Origin of the sequence: Pseudoduganella aquatica (genome assembly GCF_020865585.1) — a bacterium.
In the GTDB taxonomy this organism is placed as follows: domain Bacteria; phylum Pseudomonadota; class Gammaproteobacteria; order Burkholderiales; family Burkholderiaceae_D; genus Rugamonas; species Rugamonas aquatica_A.
In genome coordinates, this window is the sequence record NZ_CP086370.1 from 5,133,834 (window position 1) to 5,151,237 (window position 17,404).

Annotated in this window: 18 protein-coding genes and 1 tRNA gene; 7 read left to right on the top strand and 12 right to left on the bottom strand. The window is 63.9% G+C overall.

The window, feature by feature from the left end; all coding sequences use genetic code 11:
* Nucleotides 1–46 precede the first annotated feature (46 nt).
* The gene (locus KT882_RS22920) at nucleotides 47–1,897 is read right to left on the bottom strand and encodes a hypothetical protein (protein ID WP_228893403.1); all 1,851 of its coding nucleotides are present in this window, start codon (nucleotides 1,895–1,897) and stop codon (nucleotides 47–49) included.
* Between the two features lie 219 nt (nucleotides 1,898–2,116).
* Between KT882_RS22920 and KT882_RS22925 the strand changes: the two genes are divergently transcribed.
* Nucleotides 2,117–2,989 carry a heparin lyase I family protein gene (locus KT882_RS22925; protein ID WP_228893404.1) on the top strand — a complete coding sequence of 291 codons (873 nt, stop codon included), beginning with the start codon at nucleotides 2,117–2,119 and terminating at the stop codon, nucleotides 2,987–2,989.
* 4 nt (nucleotides 2,990–2,993) lie between these two features.
* Nucleotides 2,994–3,905 (top strand): hypothetical protein, encoded by a 912-nt coding sequence (locus tag KT882_RS22930; RefSeq protein WP_228893405.1) that lies wholly within the window; start codon nucleotides 2,994–2,996, stop codon nucleotides 3,903–3,905.
* On the opposite strand, the gene KT882_RS22935 is transcribed toward KT882_RS22930, so the two are convergent.
* Both KT882_RS22935 and KT882_RS22940 read right to left on the bottom strand, forming a co-directional pair.
* Nucleotides 3,889–5,025, bottom strand: a complete 1,137-nt coding sequence (locus KT882_RS22935) for an aldose epimerase family protein (protein WP_228893406.1) — start codon at nucleotides 5,023–5,025, stop codon at nucleotides 3,889–3,891. The genes KT882_RS22930 and KT882_RS22935 overlap by 17 nt on opposite strands.
* Complete coding sequence (locus KT882_RS22940) at nucleotides 5,025–6,410, bottom strand: MFS transporter (RefSeq protein WP_228893407.1); 1,386 nt, start codon at nucleotides 6,408–6,410, stop codon at nucleotides 5,025–5,027. Before KT882_RS22940 ends, KT882_RS22935 begins: the two co-directional genes overlap by 1 nt.
* 215 nt (nucleotides 6,411–6,625) lie before the next feature.
* Between KT882_RS22940 and KT882_RS22945 the strand changes: the two genes are divergently transcribed.
* From KT882_RS22945 to KT882_RS22960, 4 genes are read left to right on the top strand one after another with little or no spacing between them, the layout of a single operon-like run.
* On the top strand, nucleotides 6,626–7,111 hold the full coding sequence (locus KT882_RS22945) for a VOC family protein (RefSeq protein WP_161073077.1): 486 nt from the start codon (nucleotides 6,626–6,628) through the stop codon (nucleotides 7,109–7,111).
* A gap of 11 nt (nucleotides 7,112–7,122) precedes the next feature.
* Nucleotides 7,123–7,557 (top strand): YciI family protein, encoded by a 435-nt coding sequence (locus KT882_RS22950; RefSeq protein ID WP_228893408.1) that lies wholly within the window; start codon nucleotides 7,123–7,125, stop codon nucleotides 7,555–7,557.
* A 29-nt stretch (nucleotides 7,558–7,586) separates the two neighbouring features.
* A complete protein-coding gene (locus KT882_RS22955; RefSeq protein ID WP_228893409.1) occupies nucleotides 7,587–8,336 on the top strand; it encodes a YciI family protein in 750 nt (249 codons plus the stop codon).
* A complete protein-coding gene (locus tag KT882_RS22960) occupies nucleotides 8,333–9,607 on the top strand; it encodes an RNA polymerase sigma factor (RefSeq protein ID WP_228893410.1) in 1,275 nt (424 codons plus the stop codon). The genes KT882_RS22955 and KT882_RS22960 overlap by 4 nt, the downstream gene beginning before the upstream one ends.
* Nucleotides 9,608–9,630: 23 nt before the next feature.
* Here KT882_RS22960 and KT882_RS22965 read toward each other — a convergent pair whose 3' ends face one another.
* From KT882_RS22965 to KT882_RS22985, 5 genes are all read right to left on the bottom strand, one after another.
* Nucleotides 9,631–10,308 (bottom strand): substrate-binding periplasmic protein, encoded by a 678-nt coding sequence (locus tag KT882_RS22965; protein ID WP_228893411.1) that lies wholly within the window; start codon nucleotides 10,306–10,308, stop codon nucleotides 9,631–9,633.
* Nucleotides 10,309–10,425: 117 nt separating this feature from the next.
* Nucleotides 10,426–11,070, bottom strand: coding sequence for a DUF599 domain-containing protein (locus KT882_RS22970; protein WP_161073082.1), 645 nt, complete (start codon nucleotides 11,068–11,070; stop codon nucleotides 10,426–10,428).
* A 6-nt stretch (nucleotides 11,071–11,076) separates the two neighbouring features.
* Nucleotides 11,077–11,514, bottom strand: coding sequence for a YeeE/YedE family protein (locus KT882_RS22975; RefSeq protein WP_161073083.1), 438 nt, complete (start codon nucleotides 11,512–11,514; stop codon nucleotides 11,077–11,079).
* Between the two features lie 9 nt (nucleotides 11,515–11,523).
* On the bottom strand, nucleotides 11,524–11,961 hold the full coding sequence (locus tag KT882_RS22980) for a YeeE/YedE family protein (protein ID WP_161073084.1): 438 nt from the start codon (nucleotides 11,959–11,961) through the stop codon (nucleotides 11,524–11,526).
* A gap of 2 nt (nucleotides 11,962–11,963) precedes the next feature.
* On the bottom strand, nucleotides 11,964–12,281 hold the full coding sequence (locus tag KT882_RS22985; RefSeq protein WP_161073085.1) for an ArsR/SmtB family transcription factor: 318 nt from the start codon (nucleotides 12,279–12,281) through the stop codon (nucleotides 11,964–11,966).
* 86 nt (nucleotides 12,282–12,367) lie between these two features.
* On the opposite strand from KT882_RS22985, the gene KT882_RS22990 reads away from it, so the two are divergent.
* Entirely contained in the window at nucleotides 12,368–13,258 is an 891-nt protein-coding gene (locus KT882_RS22990; protein ID WP_161073086.1) for an MBL fold metallo-hydrolase, read from the top strand.
* A gap of 81 nt (nucleotides 13,259–13,339) precedes the next feature.
* On the opposite strand, the gene KT882_RS22995 is transcribed toward KT882_RS22990, so the two are convergent.
* The 4 genes from KT882_RS22995 to KT882_RS23010 form a co-directional block, all read right to left on the bottom strand.
* Entirely contained in the window at nucleotides 13,340–14,668 is a 1,329-nt protein-coding gene (locus KT882_RS22995) for a type II toxin-antitoxin system HipA family toxin (RefSeq protein WP_228893412.1), read from the bottom strand.
* A 3-nt stretch (nucleotides 14,669–14,671) separates the two neighbouring features.
* Nucleotides 14,672–14,929, bottom strand: a complete 258-nt coding sequence (locus KT882_RS23000; protein WP_161073087.1) for a helix-turn-helix domain-containing protein — start codon at nucleotides 14,927–14,929, stop codon at nucleotides 14,672–14,674.
* 319 nt (nucleotides 14,930–15,248) lie between these two features.
* Nucleotides 15,249–15,338: transfer RNA gene (locus KT882_RS23005), tRNA-Ser, on the bottom strand.
* A 22-nt stretch (nucleotides 15,339–15,360) separates the two neighbouring features.
* Complete coding sequence (locus tag KT882_RS23010; protein ID WP_161073088.1) at nucleotides 15,361–17,403, bottom strand: putative bifunctional diguanylate cyclase/phosphodiesterase; 2,043 nt, start codon at nucleotides 17,401–17,403, stop codon at nucleotides 15,361–15,363.
* Between the last annotated feature and the right edge of the window lies 1 nt (nucleotide 17,404).

The following is a 17,404-nucleotide window of genomic DNA, read 5'->3' on the forward strand; positions in this document are numbered from 1 at the left end:
TGGATCTCCTCCGTTGTAGTTGTTTTGGTCATTCAGGTAATACGGTCTAGCGATACTTCATCACCCACTTGATCACGAGCGGGCGTTCAAACTGGAAGGCTGGCGTCGCGCAACTCACCACGCTGCGCATGGGGCCATTCGGCGACTGGTAATCCGGATTGCCGGCGGCGGGCGCAACCCGGCACGCCTCCAGGCCGCTGACCTCGAAGCTGGTCACGCTGCCTTCGCCAAAGCTCACCTTGCGGCCCTGGATGCTGGCGGCGCCGGAGAAGGACGCGAAGTCCAGCGTCAGCGAGCGCACCGGCACGGCGCCGCGCGGCGTGTAGGTGTCGGTGCGGGTGATGGCGCCCGGCGCAAAGGTGTACTCGGTGCGCAGCGCAATGCGGCCGTCCTTGGCGGGCGCGTTGGCGCCCACTTTATCCAGCTCGTCCTGGCGGTAGCTGACGCTCCAGGTCTTGCCCTGCTGCGCGCTGCGGATGTCCTTCAGGTAGGCCGCGCCTATCAGCTCGGAGCCGTCCTCCAGCGTGAACTTGGGCAGCAGCTGCGGGTGGGCCGCGCCGCTGTCGGCCACGCCGGCCACCACGTCGCCGGCAAACGGCAGTGGGTAGTAAGGGCTGTTGTCGTGCTGGCTGGCGCCGCCGTTCACCATCAGCAGGCTGAAGACGTGGCCACGGTCGCGGTAGACGCCGAGCGCCCGGTCATACTCGCCGGCGGCGAAGCGGGTCAGGCTGAAGCGCGGCTGCGTCTTGTCCAGCCACGCCGCCAGGCCCGGATTGACCGGCTTGTCCTTGAAGCCGGTCTGGTTCCAGAACGCGTTCGTGAAAATGAGCTGGTGCAGCAGCGAGAAGTTCTCGCCCAGGATGCGATGCTTGCCGCGATAGGTGTCGGTGCGGCGGCCCTTGCCCCACATGTCGACCGACTTCATTTGCGGGTCGTACCAGAAGCTGTTGTAGCGCGCCGCCACGCGCGAGGAGTAGGCGTAGGCGTAGGTTTTTTCTTCCGCCGTCAGCACGTCCAGGTAGGCCGCCACCGACAGGATCTCCAGCATCGCGGTCTCGCCATACGGCCCCAGGCTGCGGCCGAAGGTGAAGCCGGTGCCGTCGGCCTTGAGCAGATTGAGCGTCAGCGTGGCGGCCTTGCGCAGCTTGTCCTTGAGCTGCGGCGTGACTTCCAGCCCGGTTTCCAGATAGCGTTCGCAGATCTCGGCAATCAGCAGGATGCTGTAGCGGTCGAAGCGCCCTTCCCCGCTGGTCTCGTCGGAGAAGCCGTAGGCGCCGGAATAGGCGTCGTAGTGCTGCAGCATTTTCTCCATCAGCACCTTGCCTGCGCTGTCATCCTCCCAGCCCAGCAGCATGCGCAGCCGCGCCACGCTGAAGGCCACGCCGAAGTAATTGGTCGGCAGCTTGATCAGCTCAAAGCCGGGCTGCGTGACGAAGGTGCGCCAGTCCAGCTGCACGCGCAGCTTCTCCAGCGTTTCCGGGCTGACGGCGCCCTCCAGCAGGCCCGCTTTTTTCAGGCTGACCAGCGCGGACAGGTAGTAGTAGATGCCCCAGGTGTGGTTGTCCATGCCCACCGTCATGTCGGCGATGCTGCGGTATTCGCGCAGGCGCGCTTCCAGCGTGGGGTCGTCCTTGTCCTTGTTGAGCAAAACATAGGACAATCCGATGGCGATTTTCCCGGGCAGGAATTTGTCCTTGCTGGTAAAGGGCTTCTGGCCGTCGATGACGGTGTTCTCCTTCTCCGCCGCCAGCTTGGAGAAGAAGTAGTCCAGCTGCGGATACAGCTGCTGCTGGACGGTGCTGTTCATCGGCGACTCGGGCGCGCTGGCCGGAGCGGCGGCGCACAACGCCGGCACTGCCAGCAGCAGGCTTGCCAGGGGGCGTATCAGGGTGGTCATGCGGTCTCTTTTATAATGGTGGGAAAACGTTTAACTGGATCATATGGCAATTTCGAATTGCGGTAAATGTTTGCGCGGTTTTTTTGCCAAGGGTGTTGCAAAAGCATCTGATAGACGCATACCAGCAGGCGTCCGGCGCTGCCCGATGCCATAATCAGCGTCGCGCAAACCGCAGTCGGGCGCGGAAGGTAATCGTTTAACTTCACAGGGAACAGATTGATGCACAAGCCGTTCTTGCCTCTTGTCCAGCGCTGCGCGGGCGCCTGCCTGGCGGTGTACGCCGCCGGCGCATCCGCCGGCGGCACCATGTGCCTGAACCCTGCTCCGGGCCAGGACAGCTACCGCCATATCGAGAGCGTGCTGGGCGCCGGCGCGGTCGAGTCGCCCAGCGACGACGCTTACACGCCGCCGCGTCCGCACATACTGGTGATGCCGGACGACGGCGTGACCGGTCCGCACTACGCCATCCAGGCGATTGAGCCCACCGACTACAACCTGGACCGCGTTGCCATGGAAGCCGGCGGCGACCGCTCGCGCACCGAGATCAAGCTGGCGCCGTCCAAAGGGCCGCACGAGGTGTTCAAGGCGCGCGAGGGCGACACCTTCACCTACGCCTGGCGCTTCCGCATCGCCGAGGACATGCGCTTCGCGTCCAGCTTCACCCACATCCACCAGATCAAGGCCAACGGCGGCCGCTACGCCGAGCCGCCCCTGATCACTTTCACGCCGCTGGCAAACGGCAAAATGGAAGTGCGCCATGTGGCGGACCAGCTGACGGAATCGAAACAGACCGTGCTGGGCGCAATGCCGCTGGCCGGCAACCAAGGCAAGTGGCTGGTGGCGACGGAGACCATCACCTACTCCAACACGCGCGGCCGCTACCAGCTGGCGATACGCGACATGGAAGGGGTGCAGCAGCTAGCCATCGACCAGGGCGGCCTGCAGATGTGGCGCAGCGGCGCGGACCACATGCGGCCCAAGTGGGGCATCTACCGCAAGCACAGCCCGCAGCTGAACCAGCACCGCGCCGATAAGGTCTACTTCAGCAATATGTGCATCACGCGCGAGGAAGCCGCCGGCGTGCTACGCTAGGCGCATGCCAGAAATAAGCCGTTCAAACCTGAAACTCGTACTGGGCGCAGCCGCCGCCGCAATTGCCGCAGCCGCAGCGGTATGGGGCCTGGGCGACTGGCGCCCGGCGCGCGGCGTGGCCACGCAAGCGCACAGCGAAGCACAGCCGGCGGCACGCGGCGCGCCAGGCTGGTTCAGCGCCGTCGGCGGTCCGCCCGCCAGCACGGCAGGCAGCAGCGCCCCCGAGCCCCTGGCGCGGCAGGTGGACGCATTGATCGCCACCGGCAAGCCGGAAGACGCCTACCAGGCCCACAACCTGATCGGCGACTGCATCACTTTCCAGAAGCTCGGCGTGATTCCGTATTTTCATTTCCCGGAGCAGCGCGAGATGTCCGAGGCGGAGAAGCAAGCCGAGGCCAAGGTCTGCGCCAGCCTGACGGAACAGATGAAGCGTTCGCGCATCGACTATCTGACGCTGGCCGCCAGGGCCGGCGTGCAGGGAGCGAGCAGCCGCTTCCTGATGGAAGGCCCGTTCGGGGACCCCAGCGCGCTGCAAACGCGGCCGGACGATCCCCTGGTGCTGCAATGGAAGCAGCAGGCCATGGAGCAGTTGAACCGCGAAGCCGCGCAGGGCGATTTGAGCAGTTTGAATACGCTGTGGACCAGCCACATGACCGGCACGCCCGCCGTCCCCAAAGATGCGCGCCTGGCCTACACCTACAACGCTGCAATGGAACGCATCTTCCGCATGCAGGCGCCGGACGCCAATGGCGGCCCCTACGACTCCCAGTTGTTTTCCTTCCTCAAGGAGGGGCTGACGCCGGAGCAGATCGCCGCTGCGGACGCGGAGGCCGGCCGCATCGCGGAAAACTTCCGCAAGCGTTTCGAGGCGCGCAAACTGGGCGAAGCGGCAGCCGCCGTCAACGGCCGGCAGTAAAGCGGAAGCCGGTCACCGAACGGAAAACCGCGCCGGGACGCAGCACAGTGCTCGGAAAATGCGGCTGGTTGGGCGCATCCGGCAAGCCTTGCGTCTCGAATGCGAAGCCGTCGTAGCGCGCGTAGGAACGCCCTTCGCTGCCCGCTTCCGTGCCGTCGAAACCGTTGCCGCTGTTGAACAGCACCGACGGTTCCGTGCTGCGGATTTCCATGCGGCGGCCACTTTCCAGTTCGTCCACCACCGCCACCAGGCCGTAGGCGCCCTGCTTCTTCGTAAACAGCAGCGCGTGGTCAAATCCCGGCGGTGTGCCCAGCAGCGCGGAGGACGCGCCGCCGGCCAGCCACTGCATCACACCGGCCTGCCGCCGGAAGTCCAGCGGCGTGCCCGCCACGCTGGCCAGCTCCCCGGTAGGCACCTTCTTCTCGTCGGTGACGGCATAGCGGTCGGCGGCGATACGGAAGCGGTGCGAGGCCATGCCCGCGCTGCCCGCCCCGGCCAGGTTGAAGTAGGCGTGGTTGGTCAGGTTCAGCACGGTGGGCGCATCGGCCGTGGCGGCGTACTCGATGCGGAACTCGTCGCTGCGCCGCATCAGCCGGTAGGTCACGCTGATTTCCAGGCGGCCGGGGAAGCCCTGGTCGCCATCCTCGCTCACCAGCCGGTAGATGGAGCCGATGGAGGCGGCGTCGGCGAAGTCCTGCCGCTGCCACAGGCGCTTTTCGTAGCCGTTCGGCTCGCCGTGAATGGCGATGCCCTTCGCATTGGCGGGTAGCTGCACGGTGCGCCCGTCCAGCGTGTAGCGCGCGCCGCCGATGCGGCCCGCGTAGCGCCCTATCACCGAAGCGAAGCGCCGCTTGGTGCGCACATAGGCATCAAGATCCGGAAGGCTGAGTATGACGTTGCGGCGCTCGCCGCCCTTGCCGGCCACGTCGGCCGACACCAGCGTGGCGCCGTAGTCGATATAGGACAGGCGCATGCCGCTGTCGTTTTCCAGCGTCACACGCTGCACCGCCTGGCCGCCGGCCAGAATGCCAAACGGCTGCACCGAGATACCGGTGCAGCCGCCCTGCCCCGCCGCCGCCAGCAATACCGCCAGCAGAACGGGACGCATCGGATTGTGCATCACAGGTCCGTGATTTCCTTGTGCTTGGGCACCAGGGCCTTCATCACGGTCCACGCCGCCAGGTAGGCCAGTGCGCAGAAGGTGAACATGATCATGTAGCCGGTCTGGATCTGGCCCAGCGCGCCGTAGTAGTCGAACAGCCAGCCGCCCATTTTGGACACGGCCACGCCGCCCAGGCCGCCGGCCATGCCGCCGATGCCGACCACCGAGGCCACCGACTTCTGCGGGAACATGTCGGACACGGTGGTGAAGATGTTGGCCGACCATGCCTGGTGCGCCGAGGCGCCCACGCCGATCAGCAGCACCGGCACCCAGAAGCTGATGTAGCCCAGCGGCTGCGCCAGCAGCACCACCAGCGGGAACAGCGCAATCACCAGCATGGCTTTCATGCGGCCGTCGTAGGCGTGCATGCCCTTGTTCATGAAGTAGGCCGGGAACCAGCCGCCGCCGATACTGCCCACCATGGTCATGCTGTACAGCACGGCCAGCGGCACGACGATGGCCTCCTTGCCCATGCCGTACTGCACCGACAAGTATTTAGGCAGCCAGAACAGGAAGAACCACCACACGCCGTCGGTCATGAATTTGCCGAACACGAAGGCCCAGGTCTGGCGGTAGCCCAGCAGCTTGAACCAGGAAGTCTTGCCGACCGGCGCAGCAGGCGCGGCAGGCGCGGCAGCCACGGCGTCGCTGCGGATGTAGGCCAGTTCGCCGGCCGACAGGCGGCGCTGCTGGTCCGGTGCGTCGTAGAAGAACTGCCACGCCAGCATCCACAGGAAGCCGACCGCGCCGATGACGATAAAGGCCGACTGCCAGCCCCAGTTGATGGCGATCCAGGGCACGGTCAGCGGCGCCAGGATGGCGCCCACGTTGGCGCCGGAGTTGAAGATGCCGGTGGCGAAGGAGCGTTCCTTGCGCGGGAAGTACTCGGCCGTGGTCTTGATGGCCGCCGGGAAGTTGCCCGCCTCGCCGACCGCCAGCACCGCGCGCGACAGCATGAAGCCGGCGATCGATACCGGAATGGCCGCGAAGCCGAAGGCGCCCAGCACCTTGGCGATGCCCTCGCCCATCGGCACCGAGTAGGCGTGCATGATGGCGCCTATCGACCAGATGACGATGGCCAGGATGTAGGCCTGCTTGGTGCCGATCTTGTCCACCACGCGGCCGGCGAACAGCATGGCGATGGCGTACACGAACTGGAATACGGCGGTGATGTTGGCGTAGTCGCTATTGGACCAGCCGAATTCCTTGGACAGGTCGGGCGCCAGCAGGCTGAGTACCTGGCGGTCCAGATAGTTGACGGTGGTGGCGAAGAACAGCAGCGCGCAGATGGTCCACCGGTATTTGCCAACAACTTGCTGGCTGACAGGTTCACTCAGGTTCATAAGGAATCACTTATTCTGGTTGTACGTTCCGGTCCCTGTCTCGACAGGACCGCTAAGTTGTATGTCATCGTACAACCTTGAGGTGCGACAGGCAAGGAAAAAATCAGACAAAAATATATATTTATAAGGTGTCGATCTGGCGTTTCCCCGGCCGTCGTGTGAGTATGGGCGCCGCAGTTGCGTTCATATTCCATCAACTTATCAAGGAGATTACCATGAGCAATGTCGCCCCCATCCCACAAGGTTTCCAGACCGTAACACCGCACCTGGTCTGCGAAGGCGCCGCCGACGCAATTGAGTTCTATAAAAAGGCCTTCAACGCCGTGGAAATGGCGCGCATGCCCGGCCCCGGCGGCAAGCTCATGCACGCCCAGGTGAAGATAGGCACCGCCATGGTGATGCTGGTGGACGACTTCCCCGACTGGGGCAGCGTCGGCCCGAAAGCGCTGAAAGGCTCGCCCGTGGTGCTGCATATGTATGTGGAAGACGTGGACGCGGTCTACAACCAGGCCGTGGCCGCCGGCGGCACCGCCAAGATGCCGCCGGCCGACATGTTCTGGGGCGACCGCTACGGCATGGTGGTGGATCCGTTCGGCCACACCTGGTCCATCGCCACCCACAAGCGCGACATGACGCCGGAGGAAATGCAAGCCGAGATGCAGAAGTCCATGTCCGAAAACTGCCCCGGCTCGGAAGCCTGAAAGGAAGCGCCATGCGATTCATGATTATTGTGAAGGCCAGCGCCGAGTCCGAAGCCGGCAAGATGCCCAGCCAGGAACTGCTGACCGCCATGGGCAAGTTCAACGAGGAGCTGGTCAACGCCGGCGTGCTGCTGGCGGGCGAAGGCCTGCACCCGAGTTCGCGCGGCGTGCGCGTGCATTTCTCGGGCAAGAACCGCACCGTCATCGACGGCCCGTTTTCCGAAACCAAGGAGCTGATTGCGGGCTTCTGGCTGGTTCAGGTAAAGTCGCTGGAAGAAGCGATTGAATGGGTGAAGCGCTGCCCCAACCCGATGGAAAGCGATTCCGATATCGAGATCCGCCAGGTGTTCGAAATGGACGATTTCGGCGCCGAATTCACGCCCGAGCTGCGCGAGCAGGAACAGCGCGTGATGGCCAAGGCGGCGGAACTGCAGAAGCAGCAATAACACAGCGTTAACACGCACAGGAGCCCGCGATGCAATTCATGATCTTGCGCAGGAGCGACACGGTGTCGGAGACGGCCGGCTTTCCGTCGGCTGAACTGGTGCACGCCGTGCCGTCCGCGCAATGGCTGCATCCCAGCGCCAGCGGCCTGCGCATGACGCGCAGCGCCGGCCAGTGGCGCGTGAGCGGCGAAGGCCCGTTCGACGCGCGCGAACTGGTGGCGGGCTACACCTTTGTCGAGGCGGCCAGCCGCGAGGAAGCGGCGCAGCTGGCCAGCCAGTGGCCGCTGGCCGACGCCGAGGGCCAGGCCGAGCTGGAGGTGCGGCAGGCCGGCTGCCCGGGCGGCTGCGTGGGCTTCGGCATGGGCGCGCTGCCGCAAGGTGCACCGGCGGACCTGCAGCCTGCCGCGCTCAAGCCCGGCTGCAAGCCCTACGCCGTACTGCTGCGCTCGGACGCGGGCAGCGAGGCGGACCTGGAGCCGCCCGCCGCCGTCATCGACACCATGAACCGCGCCAATCAGGCCGGCATCCGCGCCGGCATCGCGCTGGCGGGCGAAGGGCTGCGCGCCTCGTCCAAGGGGGTGCGCGTGAAGTTCAGCGGCGGCAAGGCTTCCATCATCGACGGGCCGTATGCGGAAGTGAAGGAGCTGATCGCGGGCTACTGGCTGGTGCAGGCCGAGTCCATCGAAGGCGCGATGGAATGGGTGAGGAACTATCCCTACCCGCATCCGCCGGACATGGACGTGGTGGTGGAACTGCGCGGCGTGCACCTGGGCTCATGAACCAGCAGGGCATACACCGCGCCATAGAAGCAGTCTGGCGCATCGAGTCCGCCAAGATCATCGCCGTGCTGGCGCGCATGCTGCGCGACGTCGGCCAGGCCGAGGAAATCGCGCAGGACGCGCTGGTGAGCGCGCTGGAGCGCTGGCCGGACAGCGGCACGCCGGACAATCCTGCGGGCTGGCTGATGACCGTGGCAAAAAACCGCGCCCTCGACCTGCTCCGCCACCGCAAGCTAACGCAGGACAAGGAAACCGAACTCACCTACGAAATCGAAGGCCTGCTGCAGGACGCCGCGCCCGACCTGGAACGCGCGCTGGACGACAACATCGGCGACGACCTGCTGCGGCTGGTGTTTGTGGCCTGCCACCCGGTGCTGTCCACCGAAGGCCGCGTGGCGCTCACGCTGCGCCTGCTGGGCGGTCTCACCACCGAGGAAATCGCGCGCGCCTTCTTCGTGCCGGAAGCGACCGTGGCGCAGCGCATCGTGCGCGCCAAGCGCACCCTGGCCGAAGCCAAGGTGCCGTTTGAAGCGCCGCGCGGGCGCGAGCTGGTGAAGCGGCTGGCGTCGGTGCTGCAAGTGATCTACCTGATTTACAACGAAGGCTATTCCGCCAGCGCCGGCGCGGACTGGATGCGCCCGGCGCTATGCGAGGAAGCGCTGCGGCTGGGGCGCGTGCTGGCCGAGCTGGCGCCGCAGGAGCCCGAGGTGCACGGCCTGGTGGCGCTGATGGAAATCCAGTCCTCGCGCGCCCGCGCCCGCACCGACGCGCGCGGCGCCCCGGTGCTGCTGCTCGAGCAGGACCGCTCGCGCTGGGACCAGCTGCTGATACGGCGCGGCCTGGCCGCGCTGGCGCGCGCCGAGCAGATCGGCCAGGGCCTGGGGCCTTACGCGCTGCAAGCGGCGATTGCCGCCTGCCACGCCCGCGCGCGCCGCGCCGAGGACACGGACTGGGGCCGCATCGCCGCGCTATACGACGGCCTGGCGCAGCTGGCGCCCTCGCCCGTGGTGGAACTGAACCGCGCGGTGGCGCTGTCCATGGCCTTCGGGCCGGAGACCGGCCTGGAAGTGGCGGATGCGCTGCTGGACGAACCGGCGCTGAGAAACTACCACCTGCTGCCCAGCGTGCGCGGCGACTTCCTGTTCAAGCTGGGCCGCAAAGCCGAAGCCCGCGCCGAATTCGAGCGCGCGGCAGCCATGACGCAAAACGAGCGCGAACGCGACCTCCTCCTCACCCGCGCGGCCGCGTGCGCTGAACTGCCGGCGCCTTAGCCGCGCGCCCGGCGTCGCCCCGGTCATTTTTTTTGGTCGAGATCAAAAGTCCGATAATATTTTTCAACGATTTCATTGATTGCGCCGCGACTCTGCAATCGTTGCACCGCAATCTTAATGGCAGAGACAGTTTCAGCCGTGGCCGTCTTCTTTGAAAAATGCAGTTCAAATTTTCTCGTCCCGAGCATCAACGGCTTGCCGAGCCGCTCCTTGGATATCCCCAGGATATGCGCGTTGTAGTAGATGCCGACGGATGATCCGATTCCCGCGTCAATTCTTCCCGCCATCAACATTTTCAACATTTGAGAATAGCCGGCGAGCGGATATTTTATAATGTCGTCACGCTCGTCAAACGCTTCGTCGAATCGACCGCTTCTGGGGACCCCGACGAATTTGCCCCGCAAGTCGCTAAGCGAGGTCAACTTCAGCGCAGGCCTGCCCACCACAATGGTCGGCAGGCTAAGCACCTCGGCCACCTGCAAGGCTGCCGCGCTCAATTCAGGGTTGGTATACCTCAGTACAACATCCGCGTCGCCACTGGCGATCATCGCGACTGTGCGTGGGTAGGGAACGATTCTATTGACATGAGGCAGTCCCGCTTCCTGCGCAATCAGGTTGCCGATTTCATACATCATGCCCGAGGCTTGGCCATCCCCGCCATAGAAACCAAAAGGCGCCGACTCGATGGTGACAATACGCAATTCCTTTGCCTGGGAACTGTGTCCTGATAAGCCGATCGCGAGTAACAAGCCGCCGAATATGCCGCAACACCGCCGTTTAAGCTGAGAAATACACCGGGGACGCAATGTTTTCAATTTTCACTCTATCCGGATTTTCAGTCCATCAAAGCCAAGCAGCGCAGCCACTACCAGCAGCGCGGCGACCGGCCCCGCATAGGGCTGCAGAAGCGACGCCAGGATAGGCGCGACTAAAATCAGGTGCTTGACTCCCCAACTGTACAGCATCCCGGCGCGCTGGATGTATCCCGCGCCAAGCGCATGCCAGCGCTTCCTCGCATGTGAGCCGACCGGCATCGCGCATATAAAGCCGCAATGGTTATAGAAGCGCACGGCCATCACCGATGAGACCAGCGACGCAAACAGGAGCGCCAACAGGACCAGGCCGAGCAGCAAGCGCGGGCTGAACCCGGCCAGCGCCATCTTGTCACCAAGGCTTTCGTGCAAAGACGGCAGGGCCAAGGTTACCGTCCCCATCAGGCCAAGCGCGGCGATTGACGAGGTCATCGTCGCCGACATCATCGCGTTCCGCACAGCCTGCACCGCCAGGATCTCCGTTCCCTTCTCGGCCGCTACCGCCTCAAACCATTCGCGTCGCAAGATGGCGTGCGCCGTCTTGGCCATCCGCTGCGGGGAACGCCTCTGCCGCACGGCCAACGCCACCTCGTACGACAAGAGGATGGCGACGGTCGCCACCGCAGCCAGCCAGGCCGGGGAGATCAGCATAGCCTCCTACGCTCCCTGCGATGCGCGGGCACTTTTTCGCCGCTCCAGAAGCTCGAAAATGCCCATGCCGGCGACCATGGAGACGACGAACAGAAGCGCTTTGGGACTGCCCGTTCCCAGCGACGCCAGCGCCGGCCCCGGACAAAAGCCCGCTATCCCCCAGCCGATACCAAACAAGGCGCTACCGGCCACCAATCGACGGTCGACAACGCGGCTCGCCGGCATGCGCAAGCGCTCGCCCAAGAATGAAGTCGTCCTGCGCCGGGCAAGGGCGAACGACACCAAGCCGATTGCAATGGCGCCTCCCATCACGAATGCCAGCGAAGGATCCCATTGGCCGGCCAGATCGAGGAATCCCAAGACCTTGGCTGGATTGGCCATGCCGGAAACAATCAGTCCGACGCCGAAGGTCAGGCCGGCAAGCAGAGAGGTAAATATCAGCATGGTGTGTCCTTACATACTCAATACATGACGGGCCAGGAAGACGGTGATGAATCCCGCCGCCATAAAGATGCCGGTCGCCACCGCCGAGCGGAGCGACAAGCGGGACAAGCCGCACACGCCATGTCCGCTGGTACACCCCGAGCCATAGCGCGTCCCTATCCCGACGAGCAGGCCAGCGATGACCAGGGCGCCGTATCCGGCATCGATGTGCACTTCCGGCAGCGAGGCGAACCACGAATAGGCCATGGGGGCGGCGACAATGCCGGCCACGAAGGCCAGCCGCCAGGCTAGTTCGCCCCTCCCTGCCGGCGCCAGCAGGCCGCCGACGATGCCACTGATGCCCGCTATGCGGCCGTTCAAGAGCAGCAGCATGGCCGCCGCCGCGCCTATCAGCGCCCCGCCGGCCAGGGCGGCATACGGCGTGAAATGATTCCAATCGATACTCATTGCTACTCCTTGGGACAGTAGAGACGATACAGCACCGCCAGGATTTCCAGCAAGTCCGGCGAGGCGACGCTATAGAAAATCTTCTTGCCCTCGCGGCGCGGGACTATCACGCCCTCGTTGCGCAATACCCCGAGTTGCTGGGAGAGCGTAGGCTGGCGGATTCCCAGCACCTCCTCCAGTTCGCTGACGCACATCTCCCCTTGGGAAAGCTGGCAGAGCAATAAAAGCCGCTCCTCATTCGCAAGCAATTTAAGCGCCCCAACCGCTCGATCCGCTCCCACACGCAGCGCATTGACATCAATCATTTGTTTTTTTTGCATAAGCAGAGGCCGTGTTTTCTTACGATTGACACATAATATCTTTCAACATAATATGAGTCAATATATTGTTTTAGAGAGGAAGCGGCATGCCGAACGCGACCATGACAACGCGCGGGTTCTTTGACCCGAATACCTGGACCATTTCCTACGTAGTGTGGGACCCCGCCACGCGATGCGCGGCGATAATCGACCCGGTCCTGGACTATGACTTCAAGTCCGGGCACACCGCGACCGCCTCGGCGGACGATATCCTGGCCTACATCAGCGTACACAACTTGACGGTGGAGTGGATATTGGAGACCCATGCGCATGCGGACCACCTCTCCGCAGCCCGCTACCTGCAGGCGCAGGCCGGCGGCCGCATTGCCATCGGCGAGAACATCCGGACCGTCCAGGCGACGTTCAAGAAGCTGTACAACCTCGAGCGCGGCTTCCTTCCCGACGGAAGCCAGTTTGACCACCTGTTCCGGGACGGCGAGACCTTCAAGATTGGAAGCATCGAGGTCACCGCCATGCTGGTTCCGGGCCACACGCCGGCCGACATGGCGTATCTCATGGACGGCGCGGTGTTTGTAGGCGACACGCTCTTTATGCCCGACGTTGGGAGCGCCAGGGCGGACTTCCCCGGCGGCTGCGCACGCCAGCTGTATGCATCGATGCGCCGCATTCTCGCGCTTCCAGCGGACACCGTCCTGTACGTCTGCCACGACTACCCGCCATCGAGCAGGCCGGCACAGTGGCAGACGACCGTCGCCAATCAACGCGCGCGCAACATCCATGTGCGGGACGGCGTCACGGAAGCCGAATTCGTGAAAATGCGCACCGCGCGCGACGCCACCTTGGAGGTGCCGACCCTTATCCTGCCAGCCATGCAAGTCAATATTCGCGCGGGAGCCATGCCCCCTGCCGATGACAATGGCATCGCCTACTTGCGGATCCCGATTAATGCATTGCCCGTGGCCGGAATGGATCAGTAGGAACTGCTGAGCAGCGGGATACGCAAGAGCATCATCAAAATACGCTAGAATTGTTGCGGATGAAAAATATCGCGGCGTGATTCAGCCCGCGTTCAGTTGTTTTGCAAACCGCTCGACGCCGGCAAAGATGGGGCCTGCGACCCGCTCCGGAAATCCCGATGGCAAGCGCTCAGCGACCGCCGCGACCGCACCGTCTATCCGCGCCAGCAATCTTTCGATCACATCTTCCGCATCGGCACGCAGGAAGCACCGGGCTGCGACACTGTTGAAGTGCCGCCTCTGTATCTCCGAAAAACGGTAGTGCTTGTTCTTACCCAATATGGCCATAGCCAGCTTGGCTCTGTGCAGAGAATATTGATTCGCGCAGCCACCCTCAATTGGCCAAATCGACATGACGTCGTAAAGCGGAGTGAGCGTGTAGCGGCCACCTGGCAACAAGTGGATGCTGAAGTTCTTGGCATGGCCGTCCGGCGCAGCCATCAGCCAGAACAGCACTTGGCTGGTCAGCAGCGTCGTCAAGTCTTCCTCCGCACGCTCCGAGCCGCGCAGCACCGCGGCCAAATCGGATAGACCGGGGCCGCCGTCACTTTCGTACTTCAAATGCGGCGGCACGCCAAGTGCTTGACAGAAGTCTTCCTGAGGCAGGCGCATGATCCATTTTCCAGATGGGTGCAATCTCCGGTCGAAGCGCTCGACACCGAGCACCTTTTGGCTGCCAAAATTCAGGATGGCGGTCTTGACGACCGGCAAACCGAATTCCGCCAGCAGGTTCATGCACAGCCATTCGTTTTCCACCGACGCGGTCAAGTCGGCTTTGCGCTGGCCGACCAGCCCCAGCGGCAATTTGAGTATGTGGGTGGTGGGCGTGGAACCGTGTGGCAGCATCCAGTTGCCCTTATGCCATAGGAGCGCGGTCTTTTCCTGCGCGCCCGCAAGCGAGATACGCAGGTCGCCGAGGGAATCGCCATGCCCTCCCGGTCCCGACTGCGTGAGCTGAATGAGGTGGCGCTCGACGTCCTCCTCGGACATCGGAGTACCGTCGATACGCTGGAGCCCGTCAGGTATCTCGCCCTCTTTCAACAGCTGCACCGCGCCAACGCAATCTCTGCCGATTTCCTGCAGCAAATCAAACGCTTCGATGGACGCCAGCTTGTAATGCGAGGCCAAGCGATGACGGATAAGTGCGCTATCAGGCAGCAGGTTGTCGAAGAAGTTGCGCACGACATCACCCCGCAAGGGCTGATCGCCGGTGTATGGCAACGACAGCGACAACGGCCGCCCGACGTCCGACTCCCGCCACGCCTTATCGTAAAGAAATTGTGTTTCGCCACGGGTGGGGATAGTCCAGCTTCCTACTCGCTCGCCATTGCACCAGACCGACAGCGACCGAGAGTGCGATTTGCGGCCCATGGCTTACCAGTCCGGCCTGGCTATCCCACGTTCTGGGCTGGCGCTGTTCTTCGGCTGCACCAGCACCTCGTGATTCAATGCCGCGAGCAGCGCCAGCAACTGTTCGACATTGATGGATCCCGGGTCCAGTTCCATCGCAGAAATACGGCTTTGGCTAATGCCCAGGCGTTGCGCCAGCTCGGTCTGCGAAAGCCCTGCGGATTTTCGAGCCGACTGAAGCAACGGCCCCAGCTGTTTGGAGAGCGATAGGATTTGCTTCATGATGTCACGTGTGACGTCTAGCTGCGTAAGGAGTATTTGCAGACTACGCTCAATACAAATATTCGTCAAATACCTGCTATACAGGTAGCTGATGTTCCTGGCATATGCATTGGGCACGCGGGCTAGGGGCGGACCGTCTAGTCGTCGAGAACCTGAATTGAGGATACGAGCGCGCGCCCTCGGCGCGCGAAGCTGGCCGCGCAGCGGCCAGCAGATGGGCGATTCGGAGAGGGCCGGGCTGGTAGGCCCGGCCCTTCGAATCTCACCGCTTCCGTCCGAAAACGACAAAACCGCCCAGTGGGCGGTTTTGTCGTTTTCTTGGCGGAAGCGGTGAGATTCGAACTCACGAACGGCTCACACCGTCGGCAGTTTTCAAGACTGCTGCCTTCAACCACTCGGCCACGCTTCCTAGCGAGCAGCATTATACAGGCTTAGCGCCCGTCCGCCAGCCAGTCTTCCCTCAAGGCCTTCTCAAATTCGCTGGCGGGCAATGGTTTGGAGAACAGGTAGCCTTGCACTTCGTCGCAGCCGCTGTCTTTCAGGAAGGCTAGCTGCTCTACCGTCTCCACCCCTTCGGCTATCACTTTGTGGTTGAGCTGCTGGGCAATGCTGATGATGGTGCTGGCTATCGCGCAGTCGCTGGCGTCGCTCGGGATGCCGGTGGTGAAGGAGCGGTCTATCTTCAGGGTGTCGATCGGGAAGCGCTTCAGGTACGACAAACTGGAGTAGCCGGTGCCGAAGTCGTCCAGCGACAGCGTCACGCCCAAGGCCGTGATGCGGTCCATGATGCCGATCACGCGGTCGATGTTGTGCATCAGCGTGCTTTCGGTGATTTCCAGCTCCAGCCAGCACGGCTCCAGCCCGTAGCGCTCCAGCGTCTCTTTCACCCGGCCCGGCAAGGCGGAGGTGAATTCGCGCGCGGAGACGTTGACCGCCAGGCGGATCGGCGGCAGGCCGGCGTCTTTCCAGGTTTGCGCTTGCGCGCAGGCCGCTTCGAGCACCCATTCGCCCACTTGCACCACCAGGCCGGTGGCTTCGGCCAGCGGGATGAATTCGGCCGGCGGCACCAGACCGCGCTCGGGGTGGCGCCAGCGCACCAGCGCTTCGGCGCCGATGATCTTGCTGTCGGCGATGGAGAACTTGGGCTGGTAGTGCAGCTCGAGCTGGCCGCTGCCCAGCGCCTGGCGCAGCCCGGTTTCGATGCGCATGCGCTCCTGCATGCCCTGGTTCATGTCGCGGCTGTAGAAGGCGACGTGCTCGGCGTCGGAATCGCCGCCCTGCTTGGCGCGGTACATGGCGATGTCGGCCAGCCGCAGCAGGGTTTCGGCGTCGCTGCCGTCCTGCGGGTAGACGCTGATGCCGATGCTGGCGCCCACGCGCAAGTCGTGCCCTTCGACCAGGAAGGGTTCGTTCAGCGCGGCCAGCAGCTTGTGCGCCACGCGGCTCGCTTCGTAGTGCTGGCCAATGTCGAACAGGCCAACGGCAAATTCGTCGCCGCCCAGCCGCGCCACCAGGTCCTGGTCGCGCAGCACCAAGCGGAAGCGCGCGGCGGCTTCTTTCAGCAGGGCGTCGCCGATGCGCCGGCCCAGGGTGTCGTTGATGAGCTTGAAGCGGTTCAGGTCGATGAATAGCACGCAGCCGTGCAGCTTGCTGCGCTGGGCCACGGTCAGCGCCTGGTCCACCAGCTTGGTCAGCAGGGTGCGGTTGGGCAGGCCGGTCAGCGCGTCGTAGTAGGCCAGGTGGTGGATGCGTTCTTCGGCCAGCTTGCGCTCGGTGATGTCGGTCAGGTAGGCGATCATGCCGGTGGGCTTGCCGTCCATGTCGTGCAGCGTGGACAGCGACAGGCTGGCCCAGAACACTTCGCCGGATTTTTTCTTGCGCCGCACTTCCATCAGGCGGCCGCCGTGCTCCAGGAAGGGGTCGCTGAAGCCCATGTCTTCGTCGTCGTACAGGAACAGGATGTTGCGCCCCACCGCTTCCACCGGGGTGTAGCCGAACAACCGCTCGGCGCCCTTGTTCCAGCTGGTGATGAAGCCGTTCATGTCCATCGTCAGCACGGATTCGTGGATCTGGTCGAGGATCTGGGACTGGTGCTGCAGCTGCGCTTCCACCTGCACGTAGGCGTGCGTGCTGCGCTGGGCGATGCAGTGCACTTGCAACACGCTGGCGGCCAGCGCGGCCAGGCTGGCCAGGTGCTGGCGCTCGGTGTCGCTGTAGCTGCCGCGGCCGGCCAGCTCGAAGCGGCCGAAGTATTGCTTGTCGAAGCGCACTTCCTGCACCAGGCTGTCCACGTAGGCGGGGTCGGCGTCCTGCCCTTCCGTACCGGCGGGCAGGTAGCGGCCGCGCGGGGCGTGCACCACGCCGCAGGCGATGCGGCCCAGCTCTTCCGCCAGGGCTGCACCGCGCAAGCGCAGTACGGCGTCGCACAGTGCCGCGCTGCTGCCCAGGAAGTCGGATACCGGGTGGGCCAGCATG